11 protein-coding genes are annotated in these 24,232 nt (G+C 66.1%); 10 read left to right on the top strand and 1 reads right to left on the bottom strand.

All coding sequences use genetic code 11. The annotated features are described in order from the left end of the window. The first annotated feature begins 785 nt into the window (after positions 1-785). Complete coding sequence (locus tag UAJ10_RS07610) at positions 786-2,042, top strand: replication initiation protein (RefSeq protein WP_322914782.1); 1,257 nt, start codon at positions 786-788, stop codon at positions 2,040-2,042. Between the two features lie 144 nt (positions 2,043-2,186). Here UAJ10_RS07610 and UAJ10_RS07605 read toward each other — a convergent pair whose 3' ends face one another. Next, on the bottom strand, positions 2,187-5,036 hold the full coding sequence (locus UAJ10_RS07605) for an ATP-binding protein (protein WP_322914781.1): 2,850 nt from the start codon (positions 5,034-5,036) through the stop codon (positions 2,187-2,189). A gap of 257 nt (positions 5,037-5,293) precedes the next feature. Between UAJ10_RS07605 and UAJ10_RS07600 the strand changes: the two genes are divergently transcribed. From UAJ10_RS07600 to UAJ10_RS07560, 9 genes are all read left to right on the top strand, one after another. After that, positions 5,294-6,631: an epoxide hydrolase family protein gene (locus UAJ10_RS07600; RefSeq protein WP_322914780.1), complete on the top strand. Its 1,338-nt coding sequence runs from the start codon at positions 5,294-5,296 to the stop codon at positions 6,629-6,631. Positions 6,632-6,673: 42 nt separating this feature from the next. Continuing rightward, complete coding sequence (locus tag UAJ10_RS07595) at positions 6,674-7,222, top strand: hypothetical protein (RefSeq protein WP_322914779.1); 549 nt, start codon at positions 6,674-6,676, stop codon at positions 7,220-7,222. A gap of 43 nt (positions 7,223-7,265) precedes the next feature. Then, positions 7,266-7,910: a cysteine hydrolase family protein gene (locus UAJ10_RS07590; RefSeq protein ID WP_322914778.1), complete on the top strand. Its 645-nt coding sequence runs from the start codon at positions 7,266-7,268 to the stop codon at positions 7,908-7,910. Positions 7,911-7,913: 3 nt separating this feature from the next. Further along, positions 7,914-8,336 carry an organic hydroperoxide resistance protein gene (locus UAJ10_RS07585; RefSeq protein WP_322914777.1) on the top strand — a complete coding sequence of 141 codons (423 nt, stop codon included), beginning with the start codon at positions 7,914-7,916 and terminating at the stop codon, positions 8,334-8,336. A gap of 1,003 nt (positions 8,337-9,339) precedes the next feature. Beyond that, positions 9,340-18,693, top strand: coding sequence for a beta strand repeat-containing protein (locus UAJ10_RS07580; protein WP_322914776.1), 9,354 nt, complete (start codon positions 9,340-9,342; stop codon positions 18,691-18,693). A 183-nt stretch (positions 18,694-18,876) separates the two neighbouring features. Further along, positions 18,877-19,437 (top strand): hypothetical protein, encoded by a 561-nt coding sequence (locus UAJ10_RS07575; protein WP_322914775.1) that lies wholly within the window; start codon positions 18,877-18,879, stop codon positions 19,435-19,437. 183 nt (positions 19,438-19,620) lie between these two features. Beyond that, positions 19,621-21,375 carry an O-linked N-acetylglucosamine transferase, SPINDLY family protein gene (locus tag UAJ10_RS07570; RefSeq protein WP_322914774.1) on the top strand — a complete coding sequence of 585 codons (1,755 nt, stop codon included), beginning with the start codon at positions 19,621-19,623 and terminating at the stop codon, positions 21,373-21,375. A 48-nt stretch (positions 21,376-21,423) separates the two neighbouring features. Then, on the top strand, positions 21,424-22,020 hold the full coding sequence (locus UAJ10_RS07565) for a hypothetical protein (protein WP_322914773.1): 597 nt from the start codon (positions 21,424-21,426) through the stop codon (positions 22,018-22,020). Between the two features lie 82 nt (positions 22,021-22,102). Next, a complete protein-coding gene (locus UAJ10_RS07560; RefSeq protein WP_322914772.1) occupies positions 22,103-24,232 on the top strand; it encodes a tetratricopeptide repeat protein in 2,130 nt (709 codons plus the stop codon).

Here is a 24,232-nt window from a genome sequence, read left to right as displayed (position 1 = left end):
ATGGTTGATGGTTGATCCTTCTTCCAAATCCAAACCTTGGGGATGGACCTCGTCAGACTCTTTCCTAGATTCCAGTTGTTCCTGTTCAGTGGGGGAAACGCGTTTATTTCTAATGACTTAAGCGGCCTTTCCATGCGCTTTGTCCCGAGTCTGGATGCGTTTTGTCGCCGCTTTCCATGCGGTTTGTCCGCCGTCTATGTGTGAGCTGTCGTCAGCGGTCTGTTTTCTATGCGTTTTTTCGCCAGAGCTGCCGTTGGAGGTCCGCAGGGCCGGGGAGGGCGCGCGCCAACCGCTTCTTATGCGTTTTCTCGCCAGGTGTCCCGAGTCGTTTCCATGCGTTTTCTCGCCACATTGGCGGAGAGATAGAGGGAGCCTGGATATATTAGCAAAAACAACATGTTGCCATGCGCCACCTGACGATGCAGCGCCTTTCTCCATGTGTTTTCTCGCCAGCCCTTTTCCATCCTTTCTATGTGTTTTCTCGCCATGGACAGGGAGGGGCGGAGTCGCCAGCTGGCTGAACCCGATTCACCGATGCCGAATGCCATTCTTATGCGTTTTCTCGCCAGTCTGGAGCCGGCCACCTAGGTCTTTGTGCGCTTTGTCGCCAGTTTGAGGCGCCTGGCGCCACCTTTCTATGTGTTCTATCGCCACCCACCGGGGGGCGGTTGACTCTGTGTGGTGCCGCTGCTCGACTGCACAACATGAGCAGGACCGCAGCAAAACCGCCGGCCAGGCGCCCGGAGGCGACAGGGGATCCCTTTCGCCTGGACACGGATCCCACCGTGCCCAAGCCGCGTGGCACCATCGAGATCATCGAGACCGGTGGCGGCCTGACCCTGTCCGACAAGAAGCTGTTCAATGTCATCCTGGCGCACAGCTGGGACAAACTGGCTGACGCCACCGCGGCTTTGCCGCCCTTCCGTGCCGCCACGGCTGACCTCAAGCGCGCCATTGGTGAGGAAACGGAGCATAGCAACGCCCGCCTGAAAAGCTGCTTCGACCGGCTGATGTCGGTGCGGGTGGAGTTCCCCTACCTCAGCTCCGACGGTGAGGTGAAGGAGGGCGGTGCGCCGCTGTTGAGCTTCCGCGCCTTGCCCAAGGGCAAGGGATACGCCGAATGGTCCTTCCCGGCGGAACTGCGCCCCGCCTTGGCCGAGCCGTCGGCCTGGGCGCGCATCCACCTGGCGGTGTGTACCAGCTTCAGCTCCAAATACGCGCTGGCGCTGTATGAGCTGCTGAGCGTGCGGGTCAACTTGCGCGAACCGGATTGGGAGGTGGATATCGACACCTTCCGCCAACTGCTGAGCGTCAAGAACACCTCGGCCAACAAGAATTTCGGCATCTTGCAGCGCGAGGTGCTGGAACGTGCCGTGCGCGAGGTCAATGAACTGTCGGCCATTGAGTGCAGCTACACCCCCGTCCGGTCGCCGTCGCGCGGGCGGCCGGTGGTGGCGCTGCGCTTCACCATCCGGAAGAAGGAGCGGGCGGCCCTGACCTCGGCCGCGCGCGCCACTGAATTCGCCATCGATCCCGTGGGCCCGGTGGGCAAGGGCGGTTTCGCCGCCGGCGCCCGCGATGCCGACACGGTGGATCTGGAGGATGGCAAGACCGATCGCGACCGTCCCGTGTCCGTGCTGGGCTTGAAGCGGCGGGTCAGCGACACGGCGCTGGAACAACTGCGCGCCGAATATCCCGGCACCGACATCGACATGGCGCTGGATCGCTGGGCGGATTGGGCGTCGGGCCAGACAGGCAAGATCCGCAACGCCGACTTGGCCTTCGCCGGCTTCGTGCGCAAGCTGGCGGGCGAGGCGCCGCCGGTCGTCGTCGCGGCCCCGGCACCAGCCTTGCCGGCGCCACGCGGCAGCCACCAGGGGCTGATCGACCGCCTGGCTGCGGAACCGCTGGACGTGCGCACCCGTCTGTACAAGCGGGCCCGTGAGTTGGGCGCGCCGGAGGTGCGGGCGGCATCGGCCGCCAGCAACATCCACAAGTGGGTGGAGTGGGTGGCGGAAGAAGTGGCCGGCGCCCTGCGCTGACAACCTGCGGGCAGGGTTTGGTTCTGACGTCCGAACTGGCTGTCTTATGGTTTTGCCGGTAACGGGGCAAAGGAAGAACGGGCCTGTAGCTGGACGGAACGCAAGTCAACTAGGGGTATCGCTTGCGTTACCTTGGCGCGGGAGCTATTCCAGCAGCGCCAACACATCGCGTGCGGTATTGACGTCTGGAACATCGTCGTTTTCCGCGAATCGCTCCAGGGTGGAGCGCAGCAGCGCGCGGCCCCTGTCCTGAAAGCCCTGGCTGGCCCATAGCGTCGCCAAATCCGTAGCCGCGCGCAGTTCCCAAGACCCCGACCCCTGGGTGCGGCTCTGCTGAAGCGAGTCCAGCAGGCACGCTTCAGCCTCGGTGTCGTCCAGCCCGGGTGCCGCGATCAGGATGCACCCCTTCACCCGCAGCAGTTCGGGAATGTAGGAGGTGTAGCCCGTGGTCTCGATGAAGCGCGCCGTCTCATGCACCTGGGCCATGGCCTCCTGCCAGCGGCCCGCCTTGGCCAGCCCGTCAGCCAGCACGACAAAGAACCGCCCGGTGAACAGTTCGTACCGTGCGGCGTGCAACTGATCCAGGTGCGCGCGCAGCTTCTCCGCGCCCGCATCGATGTCGCCCCGGCGGATGGCCAGTTCCGCCTGGAAAGCCTGTCCAACATGGCGATAAGGCGCGAAGGATTGCGATGTCGCGTTGGCCACCAGCCAGTCGAGGCGCGCCTCCGCCACATCCAGGTCGCCGATCCACAACAGGGTGGCGACGGCGTTGACCATGAGGGCGAACGCCACCGGATGGTGCATCGTTTCAATATCGCGAAGCTGCTGGTGGATCAGCGCCCGCGCCTGGGTCGGATGGCCCTGCATCCACAGCGTCGTCACCAGCACCAGATTCGCCCAGTTGCGGTGGTCGAACCCGAAATGGATCTGGCGGCCGCCCGAGGGGTTTTCGGCGCTCAGGGCCGCATCCAGTTCCACCCGCGCCCGGCCAAGGTCCCCCAGGATGTGCAGGGCCATGCCCATCAGCGTATGGGCCAGCGCCGTCGCCTCCGGATCCCCCAGCGGGGCGGTGATTTCCATGCAGCGCTCGGCATAGCGCAGGCAGGCCCTGAAATCCCCGCTGCGCAGGTGAAAGAAGTGCAGGGGGCCCAGCAGCCGCGCTTCGTTGAGGGTGTCGCCGTGCGCCCGCGCGATGTCGAGGCTGCGGTGCAGGGCCGCGATCACCGCCTCGCCATGCCCCAGGGTGAACATCAGCGACAGCCCCAGCGCGGCCTGAAGTTGCATTTCCTCAGGCCCGCCCCGGTGCCGCTCCTCCATGGCCCCCAGTGCCCGCTCCGACCAGCGATGGCACTCCGGCACCAGCGCCATGGTGCGGAAGACCGGTGCCGCGGCGGCGGCCAGCCCGATGCCGATGGAAACGTCGCCCCCGTCGCCGAAGCACCAGGCCAGGGCGGCGCGCACATTGTTGAGGGCGGCGAAGTGCGGCGCCCGTTCCAGGCCCGTCGACAGGGATGACCATTCGTTGCCGGTCTGCTCCAGCCAGCGCCGGTAATACGCGGCGTGGCGGGCGGCCAGTCCAGGACCCTCGCCATCATCCCCGTGGGTTTCGATCGCATAGGCGCGCGTCGTGTCCAGCAGGCGATAGCGCATCATGGCCCCGATGGGGCGCGCCGCCACCATGGACTTTTCCACCAGGCTGTCGACGGCTTCGAACACCGCCGCCTGGTCCAGGCCGCCACCGGCCACCACGTCCAGCGCCGCCTCCAGCGTGAAATGCCCGACGAAGACGGCCAGCCGCCGCAGCACCCTGCGCTCGACGTCGGACAACAGCTCATAGCTCCAGTCCAGTGTCGCCTGCAGGGTCTTCTGCCGGGGTGGGGCTGTGCGCAGACCGTGCCATAGCAGTGTCAGCCGCTGGTCCAGCAGGGCGGCGGTCTGCTCCAGGCCATATGCCTCGACGCGGCGTGCCGCCAGCTCGATCGCCAGCGCCATGCCGTCCAGCTTGCGGCAGATGTGACAGACGACGGCGGCCTTGGCGTCGTTGACCTCCAGCCGGGCGCCACTGGCCATGGCGCGCTCCATGAACAGCTGTGTTGCCGGGAACTGCTGAACGGCGATGGCGCTGAGGCCCGAGATGTCCGTGGGGTAGGCCAGGGCATCGAGCCGGTAGACGCGCTCCCCCTCGATGCGCAGCGCCTCCCGGCTGGTGGCCAGGATATGGACGTCGGGGGCGCCGCCGGTGACGGCGGCGGCCAGGTCGGCGATCGCCTCCACCAGGTGCTCGCACGTGTCGAGGATCAGCAGGACGCGCTTGTCCTTCAGGAATTGCACCAGGCTGGGCGTCGGATCGTCCGATTGGACCGACAGGCCCAGCAACGAGGTGACCGCCGTCGCCGCCAACCGGGGGTCGGTGATCATGCCGAAATCGACAAACAGCACCGCGCCGGAGAACGCCGCCGCCAGGTGATGGGCGACGGCCACGGCGACGGTGGTCTTGCCCACCCCGCCGGGGCCGATGATGGTGACGAGGCGCCCATCCGCCAACTGGGACCAGAGCGCCATGACGTCCTCGTCCCGCCCGATCATGCGGCCCAGGCGGGGTGGAAGGTTGGCGTGCTGGAAACGGGTGGTGGCCGGCGGCTCCTTACGGGGTGAGTTGGTCCTGGTGATGGGGGCGACGAAGCAATAGCCGCGGCCGGGAATGGTGGTGATGTAGCGCGCGCCATCCACGCCGTCGCCCAGCGCCTTGCGCAAATTGGCGATGTGAAAGCGCAGGCTGGCCTCCTCGACGATGACGTCTGGCCACACCAGGGACATCAGGTTCCGTTTGTTGATCACCTCATTGGGCGTGGCCACCAGCGCCGACAGGATGTCCAGCGCCCGCGCGCCCACATCCACGGGCACGCCGTCCCTGGTGAGCAGCCGTTCGCTCATGACCAGCTTGAAGGGCCCGAAGGCTAGTCCGTGCTCGCGTTCATCGACCGCGGTCGCCATCGTTTTCGCCTTCGATGCCGATATTAACCAGTTCAACCTTAGATTAAACGCGCCAACGGCGCCATATCCGATTGGCAAAAAAGGACTTTTTTTACTCCGCGCTTACAACGGTACGGCATGCGCGCGGCCTTGGCCCGTTGGGCCTTGCAACACCTTGTAACGCCCTACGACGCATAACGGGCCCATCCCCCATCCTCCCGATAGATCTGTTGAGGAGCGTACGTGCCCCGCAAAACTTCCATCCGAGGAGAACGCCCGTGCCTACCAGCCCCGCCCATACCAATGCCGTGGAAACCATCGACGAAGGCCGCCGCCGGCTGCTGGGAACCGCCGCCTTGGGTGCGGCCGCCGCGGCCGCCACCAGCATCCTGCCAATCCGGTTGGCCCAGGCCGCCGCAGCCGATGCCGTTCGGCCCTTCCGCATCGAGGTGCCGGAAGAGCAGCTGGCCGATCTACGCCGCCGCGTCGCCGCCACCCGTTGGCCCGACCGGGAGACGGTGGCGGACGACAGCCAGGGTGTTCAGTTGGCGACCATGCGCAAGCTGGCGCAGTACTGGGAGACGGGCCATGACTGGCGCAAGGTTGAGGCGCGGCTGAACGCCCTGCCACAGTTCACCACCGAGATCGACGGCCTGGTCATCCACTTCATCCATGTGCGCTCCCGGCATGAGGATGCGCTGCCCATGATCGTCACCCATGGCTGGCCTGGTTCCATCATCGAACAGATCAAGATCATCGGTCCGCTGACCGATCCCACCGCCCATGGTGGCGACCCGGCGGACGCCTTCCACTTGGTCATCCCCTCGCTGCCTGGCCATGGCTTTTCCGGCGTGCCGACGGCGCCGGGCTGGACGCCAGCGCGCATCGCCAGGGCCTGGGCGACGCTGATGCGGCGGCTGGGCTATGATCGCTACGTCGCGCAAGGGGGTGACTGGGGCAACGCCGTTTCGGAAGCCATGGCGCTGCAACAGCCGCAGGGCCTGCTGGCCATCCACACCAACATGGCCGCGACCGTGCCGGCCGATGTCTCCAAGGCGCTGTCAACCGGCGGGCCCGCGCCGGCCGGTTTAGGGCCGGAAGAGCGGCGCGCCTGGGATCAACTGGACGACTTCTACCGCAGGGGCCTGGGCTATGCGCTGGAGATGTGCAACCGGCCCCAGACGTTGTACGCCCTGGTTGATTCGCCGATCGGCCTGGCGGCCTGGATGCTGGACCATGACATCCGCAGCTATCGGATGATTGCCCGCGTCTTCGATGGGAAGGCGGAAGGGTTATCGCGGGACGACGTGCTGGACAACGTCACCCTCTACTGGCTGACCAACACCGCCGTCCCCTCCGCCCGGCTGTATTGGGATACGGCGCAGGCGGCCAAGGGCGGCTTCTTCGACGTCCGGGGCGTGACGCTGCCCGTCGCGGTCAGCGCTTTCCCCGATGAGATTTACCAGGCGCCGCGCAGCTGGGCGGAACGCGCCTACCCCAACCTTCTCCACTACAACCGCCCGGACAAGGGCGGCCACTTCGCCGCCTGGGAACAGCCGGCGCTGTTCACGGCGGAGATGCGCGCGGCGTTCAAGCCCCTGCGCAAGTCGATCTGACACCCCTCTTCGCACCCACACCCCACGCACGGGAGACGCATCATGGACGGCAGCCTGCCCCTCGATCACGCCCATCAAATCGTCGATTCCAGCTTCTCCGCCATCATCAACGCGCCGCTGGACAAGATCGACATCCCCACCTGGTGCTTCACCTTGCCCGAGGCCGAATACCGGGGCTGTTCGCCGGCCCATGTCGCCGCCGGTTTCACCACCGCGCCGGACGGCAAGCGCATGTCGATCAATGTCGAGTTCATCGGTGGCAGCCTGATGGTGCAGCACTATGTGGAAACCCTGGGCAACAAGGACCATCTGATCCTGGACTCCGATTCGGACGTGTTCACGCCGGCGGGCCGGACCACCATCCACGTGACCTGGGACCTGAGCGTGCGTGAGATCGAACCGGGACGGTGTGAGTTCACCAACCGCGTCCGCTCCTACGCGACGGAGGAAATGCGGACCTTCCTCGATCGGCAGGGTATCCCCTTCGACCAGTTCCGCGCCCAGCGCCAGCCCGCCTCCATCGCCCACAACCAGGGGGAGACGCCCCTGTTCGCCGCGAGCATCGGACGGGCGGCGCTCAAGCGCGGCTGACACCCATGCGGCCCTATGGCCGCCCTTTCCGGAGGAAACCCCCATGGCATCCCTGGCTTATGACCGGGCGGTCACCGCCCTGCTGGTGGTCGATCCCTATAACGACTTCATTTCCGAAGGCGGCAAGATTTGGCCCCGCATTCAAGCCGTGGCCGAGGCGAACAACTGCGTGCCGCATATGCATCAGGTGCTGACGGCCGCCCGTGTGGCGCGGTTTCCGGTATTCTTCGCCATGCACCACCGCTACCGCATCGGTGACTACGCTTCCTGGAAATACGTCGCTCCCATCCAGCGGGCGGCATGGCGGAATCGAAGTTTCGAATTCGGCACTTGGGGCGGCGAGTTCCGGCCCGAGTTCGTGCCGCTGGAGGGCGAGGTTGTCGCCAGCGAACATTGGTGTTCCAGCGGTTTCGCCAATACCGACCTGGATTTGCAGCTGAAGAAGCACGGTATTCACCGTCTGATCGTCATCGGCATGATCGCGCACACGTGCATCGAGGCCACCGTCCGCTTCGCAGCGGAATTGGGTTACGACGTCACGGTGGTGCGCGACGCCATCGCCGATTACTCGGACGAGATGATGCACGCCGCCCTCGAGCTGAGCATGCCGAACTACGCCAACGCCATCGTGACCGCCCGGGAAGTGGTCGACGCGCTGGCGGCCAACCCCACCGCCGCTCGGGAGTGAACCATGAACGCAAGCACCAAGGTCCTGTACACCGCCAGGACGCACACCGCCGGCGGTCGCGAGAACGGCTCCGCGCGCAGCGACGACGGGCAACTGGACGTCAGACTATCGCCACCCGGCTTGGGCCGCGTCGGCGCCAATCCCGAGCAGCTGTTCGCGGCCGGCTGGTCCGCCTGTTTTGAAAGCGCCATCGGCTTGGTGGCGAAAAAAAAGCGGATCGAGTTGCCAGGCGATGTCACCATCGCTGCCGAGGTCGACCTGGCCTTCTCCACCGCCGAAGGATATTCCTTGGCCGCCCGCCTTACCGTCACCATCCCGGGCGTGGACCGGGCGCTGGCCCAGGCGCTGATGGATGAGGCCCACACCATCTGCCCCTATTCGAAGGCGACGCGCGGCAACATCGGTGTGACCATCACGCTGGCGTGATTGGTCAAGGCGCCGCCGAATTCATTGGACTAGTCCGTGGGGGTTCTGATGTCAGAACCCCCACTGCTTCCATAAAGGGTCCGCACCATCCGCGCCGAGTCGGCTGCGGATAGGGACGTTTTTGACAGGAAACACCCCCGTAGCTGTGCCCGGCCCGGCCCGACCTGCTACGACTCGTCCGGCCGCCGCTTCCGCGGTCCGGCCTCACAGCGGGCCCGGTTCAATCTGCGCGTCGCGGCGGTCAAAGGAATGGGCGGTATCATCTTACCGCCGCCGAATGGAATAGGCTGGGCGCAACGACGCATGCGCCATCCCCTGTGGTAAGCGTACCGCAGAATCAGTTCCGCTGCTGGAATAGCTTCGCCTAAAACGGGACAATTTTATCAATAATTTCTTGAATCCGGTGGGTTCAGGGCGCCCTGCTACAGCAGTAGTGGCGGATGGCGACCCGGGGCACTGCGATTCCACGGACTCAACGGGTCGGAACCGAGGCATCATTACCAGGATGAGGACAGCGTTATCATGTTCCTGGCGCACTTAAACAGAGTCGTTGGCTGGCGGGCCCAACCTATTCGAAGGAATATGAAGGAACAATTGCAGCCCATATATTGGGCAGGGGGCCGTTCTGTTTGCCCCATACTAGGGGGATCATCCGTTTGGTAATGTCCCGTTAACGCTTTGGGGTATGAAGATTCAGGGGCTTCATTAGCCATATGGGCAAAATACGCCTTGAAGTTGCCCCCGCATCTTATTATCGTGGCCGCCAGGCTATCCCTATGCCAGAGGTCCCTTCCGACTTTTGGGGTACCGGGGTTGCCAGGCGGCAAATGTCCAGAAGGGGCGCCGTCAGGATGCGTGGGAACCCGTTGCCGTTTCCATAAGGGAAGCGTTAACCGGTGTGTGATTTTCATATCAACCACATGGCTGTGGTTGCGCCCAAAAAATGGGTGTTTTTAGCGCCGTCCATGAGGCACCTCAAACGAGGTGCGATCGGAGGTTGTAAATGGTCTCGCCTATTACTTTCCTGGGCCCGTCTCAGATTGCCGCCCTGTCCACGGCGAACATCCAGGCCCTCAGCACGGCGGATGTTGCCGCGCTGTCGACAACCCAGATCCAGGCGCTAACGACGACCCAGGTGGCGGCCTTCCAGGCCAGCCAGATGGTCTTCAGCGTTTCGCAGCTTCAGGCATTCAGCGACGCGGACATCAGTGTCCTGTCCACGGATGATTTTGAGGCGCTGAAGTCCAATCAGGTCCAGGCGCTGACGTCCGATCAGATCCAGGCGCTGACCACCGACCAGCTCGGTGCGATCTCGACCACGTCCATCCAGGAATTCAGCAAGACCCAGGTCGGGTTTTTGACGACGGCGCAGCTCAGCGCCTTCAACACGGCCGATGCGCGCGCGCTGACGACGACGCAGCTCTCCGGGTTGACTTCCACCCAGATTTCCGGCCTCAGCAGCGACAACCTGTCGGCGCTCAACAGCGCCCAGGTGCAGTCGCTGTCCACCGTGCAGCTGCAGGGCCTGACCACCAGCCAGCTGAACACGCTCACTACCTCCGACATCAACGAGTTCAGCGCCGCCCAGATCGGCGGCCTCAGCGCGGGCCAGATCGGCGGCCTCAGCAGCGACAACCTGAACGCGCTCAGCAGCGCGCAGGTGGCGAAGCTGACCAGCGCCCAGGTCCAGGCGCTGACCACCGATCAGCTGAACAGCCTGACCACGGCGGACGTGCGTGAGCTGAGCTCCGCCCAGATCGGCCAGCTGACCACCGCGCAGCTGTCCGCCATCGGCACCACCAATGTGTCCGCGCTGACCACCTCCCAGCTGGCCGGCCTGACGACCACCCAAATTCAATCGCTGACCACCGATCAGTTGAACGCGCTGACCACCGCGGACGTTCAGGCGCTCAGCCTGAACCAGGTGGGCGCGCTGACGACCAGCCAGATTTCCGGCCTCAGCAGCACCAACCTGAACGCGCTGGGCAGCGCGCAGGTGGCGAAGTTGTCCAGCGCCCAGGTCCAGGCGCTGACCACCGACCAGCTGAACAGCCTGACCACGGCCGACGTGCGTGAATTCACGACCGCCCAGATCGGCCAGCTGACGACGGCGCAGACGTCGACCCTCGGCACCACCAACCTGCAGGCCCTCAGCTCCAGCCAGGTGGCTGGTCTCACGACCGCCCAGGTCCAGTCGCTGACGACCGATCAGGCCGCGGCCCTGACGACGGCCCAGGTGACCAGCCTGACCACCTCCCAGGTGAAGGCGCTGTCCACCGATCAGCTGGGCGCCCTTGCCACGGCCACGGTGCAGAAGCTGACCAACACCCAGGTTCAGGCGCTGACGACAGCCCAGGTCTCCGGCCTGACCACGAGCAATCTGAACGCGCTGACCAGCACCCAGGTGGCCAGCCTGAGCAGCGCCCAGGTTCAGTCGCTGACCAGCACGCAGCTGAACGGCCTGTCCTCGTCCGATATCCGTGAATTAACGACCGCCCAGGTTGGCCAGCTGACCACGGCGCAGGTCTCCACCCTCAGCACCGATGTCGTTTCGGCGCTCAGCACCGGCCAGGCGGCCGGTCTGACCACGACCCAGGTCCAGTCGCTGAACAGCGACCAGCTGAATTCCCTGAACACCGCCGACGTCCAGGCGCTGACCGCCAACCAGGTGGGCGCGCTGACCACGGCGCAGGTGTCGACCCTCAGCAGCACCAACCTGAACGCGCTCAGCAGCGCCCAGGTGGCCAAGCTGTCCAGCACCCAGATCCAGGCCCTGACCACGGATCAGCTGAACGCCCTGACGACATCCGACGTACGTGAACTGAGCAGCGCCCAGATCGGCCAGTTGACGACGGCGCAGCTGTCGACCCTGGGTACCGACCAGCTGAACGCCCTCAGCTCCAGCCAAGTGGCCGGCCTGACGACCACGCAGGTCCAGTCGCTGACCACCAGCCAGGTGTCGGCGCTGGGTACGGCGCAGGTCCAGTCGCTGACCACCAGCCAGGTGAAGGCCCTGTCCACCGACCAGCTGGGCGCGCTCGCCACGGCGACGGTGCAGAAGCTGACGACGGCCCAGGTCCAGGCACTGACGACCACCCAGGTCTCCGGCCTCACCAGTGACAACCTGAACGCCCTGACCAGCACCCAGGTTTCCAGCCTGAGCAACGCCCAGGTTCAGGCCCTGACCAGCAGCCAGCTGAACAGCCTGACGACCGCCGACATCCGGGAGTTCACGACGGCGCAGATCAGCCAGCTGACGACGTCGCAGGTTTCCAACCTCAGCAGCGATAACCTGAACGCGCTGACCAGCGCCCAGGCGTCGAAGCTGACCAGCACCCAGGTCCAGTCGCTGACCAGCGCGCAGCTGAACAGCCTGACCTCGGCGGACGTGCAGGAACTGACGACGGCCCAAATCGGCGCGCTGACCACGGCCCAGGTGTCGAACCTGAGCACCGACGTGGTCTCTTCGCTGACGACGGCGCAGGTGGCCAGCCTGTCGACCACGGACGTGCAGCAGCTGTCGACCGATCAGTTGGCCTCGCTCAGCACGGCGGACGCCCGGGCGCTGACGACGGCGCAGATCGGCGCGCTGACCACCAGCCAGGTCTCCGGCCTCAGCAGCACCAACCTGAACGCGCTCAGCAGCGCCCAGGTGGCCAAGCTGTCCAGCACCCAGATCCAGGCCCTGACCACGGATCAGCTGAACAACCTGACCACCGCCGACGTGGGTGAGCTCAACAGCGCCCAGATCGGCCAGCTGACGACGGCGCAGCTGTCGGCGCTGGGCACCACCAACCTGCAGGCCCTCAGCTCCAGCCAGGTGGCCGGCCTGACGACCGCCCAGGTCCAGTCGCTGACGACCGACCAGGCGGCCGCCCTGACAACCGCGCAGGTGACCAGCCTGTCCGCGACCCAGGTGAAGGCCCTGACGACCGATCAGTTGGGTGCCCTGTCCACGGCGACGGTGCAGAAGCTGACGACGGCCCAGGTTCAGGCGCTGACGACGGCCCAGATCTCCGGCCTCAGCAGCACCAACCTGAATGCGCTGACCAGCACCCAGGTGGCCAGCCTGAACAGTGCCCAAGTGCAGTCGCTGACGACCGCCCAGCTGAACAGCTTGACCACGGCGGACGTGCAGGAACTGACGACCGCGCAGGTCAGCCTGCTGACGACGGCGCAGGTTTCCAACCTCAGCAGCGATAACCTGAACGCGCTGACCAGCGCCCAGGCGTCGAAGCTGACCAGCACCCAGGTCCAGTCGCTGACCAGCACGCAGCTGAACAGCCTGACCTCGGCGGACGTGCAGGAACTGACGACGGCCCAGATCGGCCAGCTGACCACCGCCCAGGTGTCGAACCTGAGCACCGACGTGGTCTCCTCGCTGACGACGGCGCAGGTGGCCAGCCTGTCGACCACGGATGTGCAGCAGCTGTCGACCGACCAGCTGGCCTCGCTCAGCACGGCGGACGCCCGGGCGCTGACGACGGCGCAGATCGGCGCGCTGACCACCAGCCAGGTTTCCGGCCTGACGACGGCCAACCTGAACGCGCTCAGCAGCGCGCAGGTGGCCAAGCTGTCCAGCACCCAGATCCAGGCCCTGACCACGGATCAGCTGAACGGCCTGACGACCTCGGATGTCCGGGAACTGTCCAGCACCCAGATCGGCCAGCTGACGACGGCGCAGCTGTCGGCGCTGGGCACCGACCAGCTGAACGCCCTCAGCTCCAGCCAGGTGGCCGGCTTGACGACCACGCAGGTCCAGTCGCTGACCACCAGCCAGGTGTCGGCGTTGGGCACGGCGCAGGTCCAGTCGCTGACCACCAGCCAGGTGAAGGCCCTGACCACGGATCAGCTGGGCGCGCTCGCCACGGCGACGGTGCAGAAGCTGACGACGACGCAGGTCGGTGCGCTGACGACCACCCAGGTCTCCGGCCTCACCAGTGACAACCTGAACGCCCTGACCAGCACCCAGGTGGCCAGTCTGAGCAGCGCCCAAGTGCAGTCGCTGACGACCGCCCAGCTGAACAGCTTGACCACGGCGGACGTGCAGGAACTGACCACGGCGCAGGTCAGCCAGCTGACGACGGCGCAGGTTTCCAACCTCAGCAGCGATAACCTGAACGCGCTGACCAGCGCCCAGGCCTCGAAGCTGACCAGCACCCAGGTCCAGTCACTGACCAGCGCGCAGCTGAACAGCCTGACCTCGGCGGACGTGCAGGAACTGACGACGGCCCAGATCGGCGCACTGACCACCGCCCAGGTTTCGAACCTGAGCACCAGCACCGTCTCCTCGCTGACCACGGCGCAGGTGGCCAGCCTGTCGACCACCGACGTGCAGCAGCTGTCGACCGATCAGTTGGCCTCGCTCAGCACGGCGGACGCCCGGGCGCTGACGACGGCGCAGATCGGCGCGCTGACCACCAGCCAGGTGGCCGGCCTGACGACGGATAACCTGAACGCGCTCAGCAGCGCCCAGGTGGCCAAGCTGTCCAGCACCCAGATCCAGGCCCTGACCACGGATCAGCTGAACGGCCTGACGACCTCGGACGTCAGGGAACTGTCCAGCACCCAGATCGGGCAGCTGACGACGGCGCAGCTGTCGACGCTCGGCACCACCAGCCTGCAGGCCCTCAGCTCCAGCCAGGTGGCCGGCCTCACGACCGCCCAGGTTCAGTCGCTGACGACCGACCAGGCCGCGGCCCTGACGACCGCGCAGGTGACCAGCCTGACCAGCAGCCAGGTGAAGGCCCTGACGACCGACCAGTTGAACGCCTTGTCCACGGACACGGTGCAGAAGCTGACGACGGCCCAGGTCGGCCAGCTGACGACGGCCCAGGTTTCCGGGCTCAACAGCACCAACCTGAACGCCCTGACCGGCACCCAAGTGGCCAGCCTGAACAGCGCGCAGGTGCAGTCGCTGACGACCGCCCAGCTGAACAGCCTGACGACCGCCGACATCCGGGAACTGACGACGACGCAGGTCAGCCAGCTGACGACGGCGCAGGTTTCCAACCTCAGCAGCGATAACCTGAACGCGCTGACCAGCGCCCAGGCGTCGAAGCTGACCAGCACCCAGGTCCAGTCGCTGACCAGCAGCCAGCTGAACAGCCTGACCTCGGCGGACGTGCAGGAACTGACCACGGCCCAGATCGGCGCGCTGACCACGGCCCAGGTGTCGAACCTGAGCACCGACGTGGTGTCGTCGCTGACGACGGCACAGGTGGCCAGCCTGTCGACCACGGACGTGCAGCAGCTGTCCACTGACCAGCTGGCCTCGCTCAGCACGGCGGACGCCCAGGCGTTGACGACGGCGCAGATCGGCGCGCTGACCACCAGCCAGGTGGCCGGCCTGACGACCAGCAACCTGAACGCGCTCAGCGGCGCCCAGGTGGCCAAGCTGTCCAGCAGCCAGATCCAGGCCCTGACCACGGATCAGCTGAACGGTCTGACGACCTCGGATGTCCGGGAACTGTCCAGCACCCAGATCGGGCAGCTGACGACGGCGCAGCTGTCGACGCTCAGCACCACCAACCTGCAGGCCCTCAGCTCCAGCCAGGTGGCCGGCTTGACGACCACGCAGGTCCAGTCGCTGACGACCGACCAGGCCGCGGCCCTGACGACCGCGCAGGTGACCAGCCTGACCAGCAGCCAAGTAAAGGCTCTCTCCACCGACCAGCTGAACGCCCTGTCCACCGACACGGTGCAGAAGCTGACGACTGCGCAGATCGGCCAGCTGACGACGGCCCAGATTTCCGGCCTCAACAGTACCAATCTGAGCGCCCTGAACAGCGCCCAGGTGTCCAGCCTGACCAGCGCGCTGGTTCAGGCCCTGACCAGCAGCCAGCTGAACAGCCTGACGACCGCCGACATCCGGGAGTTCACGACGGCGCAGATCAGCCAGCTGACGACGTCGCAGGTTTCCAACCTCAGCAGCGATAACCTGAACGCGCTGACCAGCGCCCAGGCGTCGAAGCTGACCAGCACCCAGGTCCAGTCGCTGACCAGCGCGCAGCTGAACAGCCTGACCTCGGCGGACGTGCAGGAACTGACGACGGCCCAAATCGGCGCGCTGACCACGGCCCAGGTGTCGAACCTGAGCACCGACGTGGTCTCCTCGCTGACGACGGCGCAGGTGGCCAGCCTGTCGACCACGGACGTGCAGCAGCTGTCGACCGATCAGTTGGCCTCGCTCAGCACGGCGGACGCCCGGGCGCTGACGACGGCGCAGATCGGCGCGCTGACCACCAGCCAGGTGTCTGGCCTGACGAGCAGCAATCTGAACGCGCTCAGCAGCGCCCAGGTGGCCAAGCTGTCCAGCACCCAGATCCAGGCCCTGACCACGGATCAGCTGAACAACCTGACCACCGCCGACGTGGGTGAGCTCAACAGCGCCCAAATCGGCCAGCTGACGACGGCGCAGCTGTCAGCCCTCAGCAGCACCAACCTGCAGGCCCTCAACTCCAGCCAGGTGGCCGGCCTGACGACCACGCAGGTCCAGTCGCTGACCACCAGCCAGGTGTCGGCGCTGGGCACGGCGCAGGTCCAGTCGCTGACCAGCGGCCAGGTGAAGGCCCTGTCCACCGACCAGCTGAACGCCCTGTCCACCGACACGGTGCAGAAGCTGACGACGGCTCAGATCGGCCAGCTGACGACGGCCCAGGTTTCCGGCCTCAGCAGCGACAACTTGAGCGCGCTGACCAGCACCCAGGTGGCCAGCCTGAACAGCGCCCAGGTTCAGTCGCTGACGACCAGCCAGCTGAACAGCCTGACGACCGCCGACATCCGGGAACTGACAACGGCGCAGGTCAGCCAGCTGACGACGGCCCAGGTTTCCAACCTCAGCAGCGATAACCTGAACGCGCTGACCAGCGCCCAGGCGTCGAAGCTGACCAGCACCCAGGTCCAGTCGCTGACCAGCACGCAGCTGAACAGCCTGACCTCGGCGGACGTGCAGGAACTGACGACGGCGCAGATTGGTGCGCTGACCACGGCCCAGGTATCGAACCTGAGCACCAGCACCGTCTCCTCGCTGACCACGGCGCAGGTGGCCAGCCTGTCGACCACCGACGTGCAGCAGCTGTCGACCGATCAGTTGGCCTCGCTCAGCACGGCGGACGCCCGGGCGCTGACGACGGCGCAGATCGGCGCGCTGACCACCAGCCAGGTGGCCGGCCTGACGACGGATAACCTGAACGCGCTCAGCAGCGCCCAGGTGGCCAAGCTGTCCAGCACCCAGATCCAGGCCCTGACCACGGATCAGCTGAACGGCCTGACGACCTCGGATGTCCGGGAACTGTCCAGCACCCAGATCGGGCAGCTGACGACGGCGCAGCTGTCGACGCTCAGCACCACCAACCTGCAGGCCCTCAGCTCCAGCCAGGTGGCCGGCTTGACGACCACGCAGGTCCAGTCGCTGACGACCGACCAGGCCGCGGCCCTGACGACCGCGCAGGTGACCAGCCTGACCAGCAGCCAAGTAAAGGCTCTCTCCACCGACCAGCTGAACGCCCTGTCCACCGACACGGTGCAGAAGCTGACGACTGCGCAGATCGGCCAGCTGACGACGGCCCAGATTTCCGGCCTCAACAGTACCAATCTGAGCGCCCTGAACAGCGCCCAGGTGTCCAGCCTGACCAGCGCGCTGGTTCAGGCCCTGACCAGCAGCCAGCTGAACAGCCTGACGACCGCCGACATCCGGGAGTTCACGACGGCGCAGATCAGCCAGCTGACGACGGCGCAGGTCTCCAACCTCGCCAGCGATAACCTGAACGCGCTGACCAGCGCCCAGGTGTCGAAGCTGACCAGCGCCCAGGTCCAGTCGCTGACCACGGATCAGCTGAACGCCCTGACCACGGCGGACGTGCAAGAACTGACGACGGCCCAGATCGGCCAGCTGACCACGGCCCAGGTGTCGAACCTGAGCACCACCAACGTGGCGGCCCTGACGACGGCTCAGGTCGCCAATCTGACGACGGCGGACGTGCAGCAGCTGTCCACCGACCAGCTGGCCTCGCTCAGCACGGCGGACGCCCAGGCGTTGACGACTGCCCAGGTCGGCGCGCTGACCACCAGCCAGGTCTCCGGCCTGACGAGCAGCAACCTGAACGCGCTCAGCAGCACACAGGTGGCCAAGCTGTCCAGCAGCCAGATCCAGGCCCTGACCACGGATCAGCTGAACGCCCTGACCACGGCGGATGTGCGGGAACTGTCCAGCACCCAGATCGGGCAGCTGACGACGGCGCAGCTGTCGGCCCTCAGCACCACCAACGTGGCGGCGCTGTCGACGACACAGGAAGCCGGTCTGACGTCCGCCCAGGTGGGCGCCCTGACCACCGATCAGGTCTCGGCGCTGGGAACGGCGCAGATCACCGGCCTGTCGACGGCCCAGGTGAAGGCGCTGAACTCCGACCAGCTGAACGCCCTGTCCACCGCGACAGTGACGAAGCTGAGCAGCAACCAGGTCCAGGCGCTGTCGTCGGCCCAGCTGTCCGGCCTCAGCAGTGACAACCTGTCGGCCCTGACCAGCAACCAAGTCCAGGCGCTGACCAGTGCCCAGGTCCAGTCGCTGACCAGCAGCCAGTTGAACGCCCTGTCCAGTGCGGATGTCCGGGAGTTCACGACCGCCCAGATCGGCCAGTTGACGACGGCGCAGGTGTCGACGCTCAGCACCGCCGCGGTGACGGCGCTCAGCACCTCCCAGGTGGCCAGCCTGACCAGCGCTCTGGTTCAGGCCCTGACCTCCGACCAGCTGAACAGCCTCAGCACGTCGGATGTGCGGGCGCTGACCACGGCCCAGGTCTCGGCCCTGACCACTGCGCAGGTGTCGACGCTGAGCACGGATAACCTGAACGCCCTCAGCAGCGCCCAGGTGACCAGGCTGACGACGACCCAGGTCCAGTCGCTGACCACGGATCAACTCTCTGCCCTGGGCAGCAGCCAGGTGGTCGGCCTGAACAGCGCGCAAGTGCAGTCGCTGTCGACCGCCCAGCTGGGGGCCTTGAGCACCACGGACGTCCGGGCGCTGAACACCGCGCAGGTCCAGGCGCTGACGACCAGCCAGGTGTCCGGCCTGACGACGGCCAACCTGTCGGCCCTGGCCAGCAACCAGGTCGCGGCCCTCAGCAGCGCCCAGGTCCGGTCGCTGACGACGGACCAGATCAGCGCGCTGACCACGGCGGATATCCGGGAGTTCACGACCACCCAGGTGACGAACCTGACGACGGATCAGATTTCCGGGTTGACCACCGATCAGCTGTCGAACCTGACGACGGCCCAGGCCAGCGTGTTCACCTCGGCCCAGGTCCACGCGTTCAACACCGATCAGGTCAACGCCTGGCTGACGGGTCTGTCCGGTTAAGGATGTAAGAATGGCGTGATGGTTCGGGCCGGGAATGCGGGGCAGCATTTCCGGCCCGTTCAGGGGCGGGTGCCGGAGGATTGAGGGGCGCTGGGCCTTTCAATCCTCGGCCCTTTTCACGGCCCCGGATTCGTGGTTAAGACATGGGTTCCGAGAGTGGGGACCCATGTGGGGTTGGGGTTTATGGGTAACGATCCGGTGTCATCGCGGCCGATAGGCGGGGTGGTCGGCAGGACCGCCCTCACCAAGGCCACGCCTGCCAGCCGGGCCGATACCGATTTTCAGAAAACCCTGACCAAAGCTGGCGCCACGGCGGATCCGTCCAAGGCCGCCCAGAGCAGCACCCCGGCGGATGCCGTCCGCATCTCTCAGCAGAGTATGCTGTCGGGCGTGGCAGCGTATAATATGGCGGCACAGGCATCGCCGGCGATGCCGGGATATCAGCGGCCGGTGGTTCGGGTTGGTGACAACGTGACGACAAAGAACGAAAAGTCCGAGAAAGGCGCCTTCCGGCTGTCGCCTTCGCGCCAGCTGCAGGGCAGCACGGCCTATGCCAAGGTTGTCCAGACCCAGACGGCCGTCACCCAGGCATCCGGGGCCCAGAATGGTGGCGCCCAGGCGGCCACCACCCCCGTCAACGGTGCAGCATCCACGCCGGCATCGCCGCCGCCGGCTGAAACAGCGGCCCCGGGCGGTGAGCAGGCTAAAGTTGCGGATCGCTCCACCGTCAATATCGTGTTATGATTCACGTGATATTTCAGGGACTAAGAAGTCCTGAGGCGCTTTATTCATGGAACGTCCACCGTGGCCTCTGCTGCTTCCATTACACATCAGGCACCGCTGCAAACCGCTGACGTTATCGAATACCTGACGGCCAGGGCATGGAAGATCCCACCGGGGATTGAGGAAACGGCATTCCGTTATCTGGTGGGTCGCCTGGATTTCACAGGCCTGCTGGGCCTGGTCGAGGCGGCGCGGGAGGCCGCTCCCTGGCTGCGGCCCGCCTCGCTGTACCAGCTTTGGCTGGATGAGGTGCCGGCAGATGCCACCCTGCGGCACGCCGCCTATTTCAACCTGGGCGTAGAACTGGCCAACGTGGGCGACAGCGCGGCGGCTGGGGCGGCCTACAACGCCGCCCTGTCGTTGAAGTCCGATTTCCTCATCGCCGCCATCAACCTGGGCCTGATGTCCGAGGGCCAGGGCAAGCCGGATGAGGCGCTGGAGATTTGGCGGCGATCCATCCAGCCCGATGATATGCGCACCACCCTGCTGAACCAGCGGGGCCGCCTGCTGGAACGGCTCAGTCGGTTCGAAGAGGCGGAGCGGGAGCTGTACCGCAGCCTGCTGACCGTGCCCAAGCAATCCGACGCCATCAGCCATTGGGTGCATCTGCGCCTGAAGATGTGCGCCTGGCCCGTCTACCTGCCCGTTCCCGGCCTGACCAAGGATGACATGGTCGCCAGTTCCGGCGGCCTGACGCTGATGTCGCTGTTCGATGAGAACGCGGTGGTCAACCGCTGGGTCGAACAGTGGATTTCCCGCTTTGGTACGCCCGAGCGGCTGGCCCCGGCGCAGGGCTACGCCCACGAGAAGGTGCGCATCGGCTATCTGTCGTCCGATTACAACCTGCACCCCGTCAGCATGCTGATGGTGGAGCTGATTGAGAAGCACGACCGGGCCAGGTTCGAGGTCTATGGCTATGACATGGGCCTGGACGACAACAGCTATCTGCGGCATCGCATCCTGGGCGCCTTCGACCAGTGGTTCCGCGTCGTGGAGATGAGCGACGATCAGGTGGCGGCGCTGATGCGCCAGCATGAGCTGGACATCCTGGTCGACCTCAACGGCCTGACGGATGGGTCACGCCCCGGTATCGTCCGGCGCAAGCCGGCACCCGTCCAGATCACCTACCTGGGCTTCGTCGGTTCCCAGCCCATACCTGAGCTGGACTACGCCATCGTCGACGACTTCGTGGTGCCGAAGGACTTGGCCGGTGATTTCCACCCCAAGCCGCTGTACATGCCCGTCTGCTATCAGGTGAATGACAGCAAGGCGCTGGTGGACACGTCACCAACCCGGGAAAGCGTGGGCTTGCCAGCGGACAAGTTCGTCTACACCTGCTTCTCCAACACCTACAAGATCACGGAAGAGGTCTTCGACGCCTGGATGCGCATCCTGGCCGGGGTGGATAATTCCGTGCTGTGGCTGCTGGCCCGCACGCCCTGGGCGCGGCAGAACATGCAGGACCGGGCGCGGGCCCGGGGCATCAATCCCGACCGCCTGCTGTTCGCCGGCCCGGCCAGCCCGGCGCAATACCTGGCCCGTCTGCCACTGGCCGATGTGTTCCTGGACACCTATCCCTATAACTCCGGCACCACGGCCAGCGACGCCTTGCGCATGGGCCTGCCCATTGTCACCCTGTCCGGCAAGACCTTCGCCTCCCGTATGGCGGGCAGCCTGCTTCGCACCGTGGGCCTGCCCCAAGGCGTGACCACCAGCGTGGACGACTATGTGAAACTGGCGGTGAAGCTGGGCAACAAGCCCAAGGAGTACAAGGCCTTCCGCGACGCGCTGGCGGGCGGTGAGGCGTGGCGGCGCACCCTGGGCGACACCGATCGTTTCGTCCAGGAACTGGAAGAACGGCTGCTGGCCATCCGGGTCACGCCTGGCAAGGCCGGTTGAGGCCGGGACGCGGACGGTCTAGGGGCGGGATATTCAACGGTGGGTCGCATGGGAAGACTGCGTCATTTCGATCTGAAGGGCCTGCTGGACGCCCATCGGTGCCAGGTCTATATCGAGACCCGCACGGGCGCCGGCGATGACCTGCAGCATGCGGCATCCTTTGGATTTGAGCGGTTGTTTTCCGCCGAAACGGACAATGAGGCCCTGAACCGCGCGCGGGCGCGACTGTCCCATGTACCGCTGGTGCAACTGCTGTTCGCGACCAGCGAGGATGTGCTGAGGGCCGTCGTCCCGCTGGTTCCGGCGCAGATGCCGATCCTGTTCTGGCTGGACGGACACGCTCCCGGCGATGCCTACCGCCAGGCCAAGTACGGCCCGGGCGGGGACGCCAGCCTGCGTACACCGCTGGAAAACCTGATGACCCAGCTGCGGCAACAGCGTCCGCGCAGCCGCGACGTCATCCTGGTGAACGATCTGCGGTGTTATGAGGACGGCCCCTACGACGGCGGCGCCCTGCCGGCGGCGGACCAGAAGCTGGCCTTCTACGATCGCAACATCGATTTTGTCTTCCGCCTGTTTCGCCACACCCACACCATCGTTCGAGACCACGCCGACGACGGATATCTGGTCTTGACGCCGCGATGACGGCGGGCCCGGGCAACAGGGCGGCGTGTTTGTTTTTCCTTGAGGCGTTCCCGGCGGTATGCCGCCGGTATGCGGGGGTATGATGGCGTACGAGACGACCAAGCAGATGCTGCGCCGTGCCGCCGATGGGCGCTTCGCCCGCCGCTGGATCGTGGGGGAGGGGATAGACATCGGCTGCGGCCCCGATCCCCTGGGGGATCTCAAGGACCACTTTCCCCTGATGAAATCCACCCGGCCGTGGAACACCGTGGATGGCGATGCCATGCTGATGGACGGCGTGGCGGATGCCACGTACGACTTCGTTCATTCCAGCCATCACCTGGGCCGGCTGGTGGATCCGGTGCGTGCCCTTGGCAACTGGATCCGCATCTGCAAGCCCGGCGGGCACTTGATCATCACCATCTTGGATGAGGATCTGTACGAACAGGGCGTCTGGCCGTCGGTTTTCAACCAGGACCATAAATGGACCTTCACCATCCTGAAGCCGCAGAGCTGGTCGCCCAAGTCGATCAGCGTCGTGCAGCTGCTGGATCTGTTCAAGGAAGAGGTGGAGGTGCTGAAGCTGGAGAAGCTGGACAGCGGCTTCCAGTATGACGCGCCCCTGGGCGACCAGACCCTGAAGGGCATGTCGGAATCGGCCATCGAGTTCGTGCTGCGCAAGCGGGGCAAGGGCTGGGGTTTGGCTGCTGCGGCCGCGGCGGACACCAGCCGCGCGCGCTTCGCCCTGGTGGCCCGCCGGCACGAGATCGACGCCAAGTTCGCCGAGGCCATCGGCCTGCATCGGGAAGGCAAGCTGCCCGAGGCCTATGCCGCCTACGCCGCCGTCCTCGGCGCCGACCCCGACAATCTGGCGGTCATGAACAATCTGGCTCTGATCGCCCCCTTCGCGGAGGCGGAGCGCCTGCTCCGTCGCGCGCTGGAGATCAATCCCGCCTATGTCGACGCCCTCTTGAACCTGGGCAACCAGCTGGTGGCCAACCAGCGGGTGGAAGAGGGGCGGGATGTGCTGCGCCGGGCGCTGGTGGCGGCCCCCGACGACCCCCGGGTCGTCAACGCGCTGTCCCAGGCCTATGACGCGCTGGGGGCTTATGAGGACGCGGTGGCCCTGCTGCAGGAAAAGGGCGGCTTGCTTGGCAACCTCGACGATGTCTACTGCCGCCTCGGCAAGTACGCCGAGCATCTGGGGCGGACGGACGAGGCGCTGGCCTACCTGGCCAACGCGCTGCGCATCAATCCGTCGCATGTCGAGGCCAACATCTATACTGGCCGCCAGCACCTGCGGAAGGGTGACTTCGTCAAGGGGGCGGAGGGCATCGCCTGGATTTGGCACGGCCGTATCGCGGAAAGCCAGATCGGCCTGTTCATGGATCCGGCCGGCCGGCCCATCCGCCAGGATGGACGCACCATCGTGCTGTCGGCCGATAGCGGCCTGGGCGATACGCTGCAGTTCGTGCGCTATGCCCGGCCCCTGAAGGCCCTGGGCGCCCGCGTCGTCGTGGAATGCCAGCCGGAGCTGCTGCGCCTCGTGGCCGCCATGCCGGAGGTGGATGAGGCGGTGGCCATCGGCGACCTCTCCGCCGGGTTCGACCTGCGCCTGCCCCTGCACAATCTGATGGGCGCCTTCCGCACCACGCTGGCGACCGTGCCGGCGGACGTGCCCTACCTGGCGGCCCCCGCGGATGAGGCGGCGGCCTATGCCCAGCGCTTGGCCGCGTATCAGGGCCTGCGCGTCGGTCTGTGCTGGGCGGGTAACCCCAACCACCCGCGCAACAGCGGCCGCTCCGTAGCGCCGGACCTGCTGGCCCCCCTTCTGAACCAGGCGGGGGCCAGCTTCTTCTCTTTGCAGAAGGGGGGGAATGGCGCCGCCCTGGGTTTGGTCGACTGGACGGCGGATTTCGCCGACATGGCCAACACCGCGGCCCTGGTGCAGGGACTGGATTTGGTGATCAGCGTGGATTCCGCCGTGGCCCACCTGGCGGGCGCGCTGGGCCGCCCTGTGTGGCTGCTGAACCGCTTCGACAGCTGCTGGCGCTGGCTGGAGGCGGGGGTCGAGACCAGCCCCTGGTACCCCAACCTGACGCAGTTCCGCCAGCCGGCGGCGGGTGAATGGGGCCCGGTCATGGCGGCGGTGACGGCGCGGCTGGCCGAAGCGATACAAACCCATGGCGCTGCCGACAAGCCCGCCACCGGCCGCAAGGCGGGCAAACGCTGA

The sequence above is a fragment of the Nitrospirillum guaranorum genome (genome assembly GCF_034653275.1).
Lineage (GTDB): Bacteria > Pseudomonadota > Alphaproteobacteria > Azospirillales > Azospirillaceae > Nitrospirillum.
This window is presented reverse-complemented; position numbering and strand designations above follow the sequence as displayed.

What these genes read in the sequence shown, in the direction of transcription:
- UAJ10_RS07605 (WP_322914781.1), bottom strand. Translation starts at nt 5,036, where the DNA reads ATGGCGACCGCGGTCGATGAACGCGAGCACGGACTAGCCTTCGGGCCC.
- UAJ10_RS07595 (WP_322914779.1), top strand. Translation starts at nt 6,674, where the DNA reads ATGGACGGCAGCCTGCCCCTCGATCACGCCCATCAAATCGTCGATTCC.
- UAJ10_RS07590 (WP_322914778.1), top strand. Translation starts at nt 7,266, where the DNA reads ATGGCATCCCTGGCTTATGACCGGGCGGTCACCGCCCTGCTGGTGGTC.
- UAJ10_RS07585 (WP_322914777.1), top strand. Translation starts at nt 7,914, where the DNA reads ATGAACGCAAGCACCAAGGTCCTGTACACCGCCAGGACGCACACCGCC.
- UAJ10_RS07580 (WP_322914776.1), top strand. Translation starts at nt 9,340, where the DNA reads ATGGTCTCGCCTATTACTTTCCTGGGCCCGTCTCAGATTGCCGCCCTG.
- UAJ10_RS07575 (WP_322914775.1), top strand. Translation starts at nt 18,877, where the DNA reads ATGGGTAACGATCCGGTGTCATCGCGGCCGATAGGCGGGGTGGTCGGC.
- UAJ10_RS07565 (WP_322914773.1), top strand. Translation starts at nt 21,424, where the DNA reads ATGGGAAGACTGCGTCATTTCGATCTGAAGGGCCTGCTGGACGCCCAT.
- UAJ10_RS07560 (WP_322914772.1), top strand. Translation starts at nt 22,103, where the DNA reads ATGGCGTACGAGACGACCAAGCAGATGCTGCGCCGTGCCGCCGATGGG.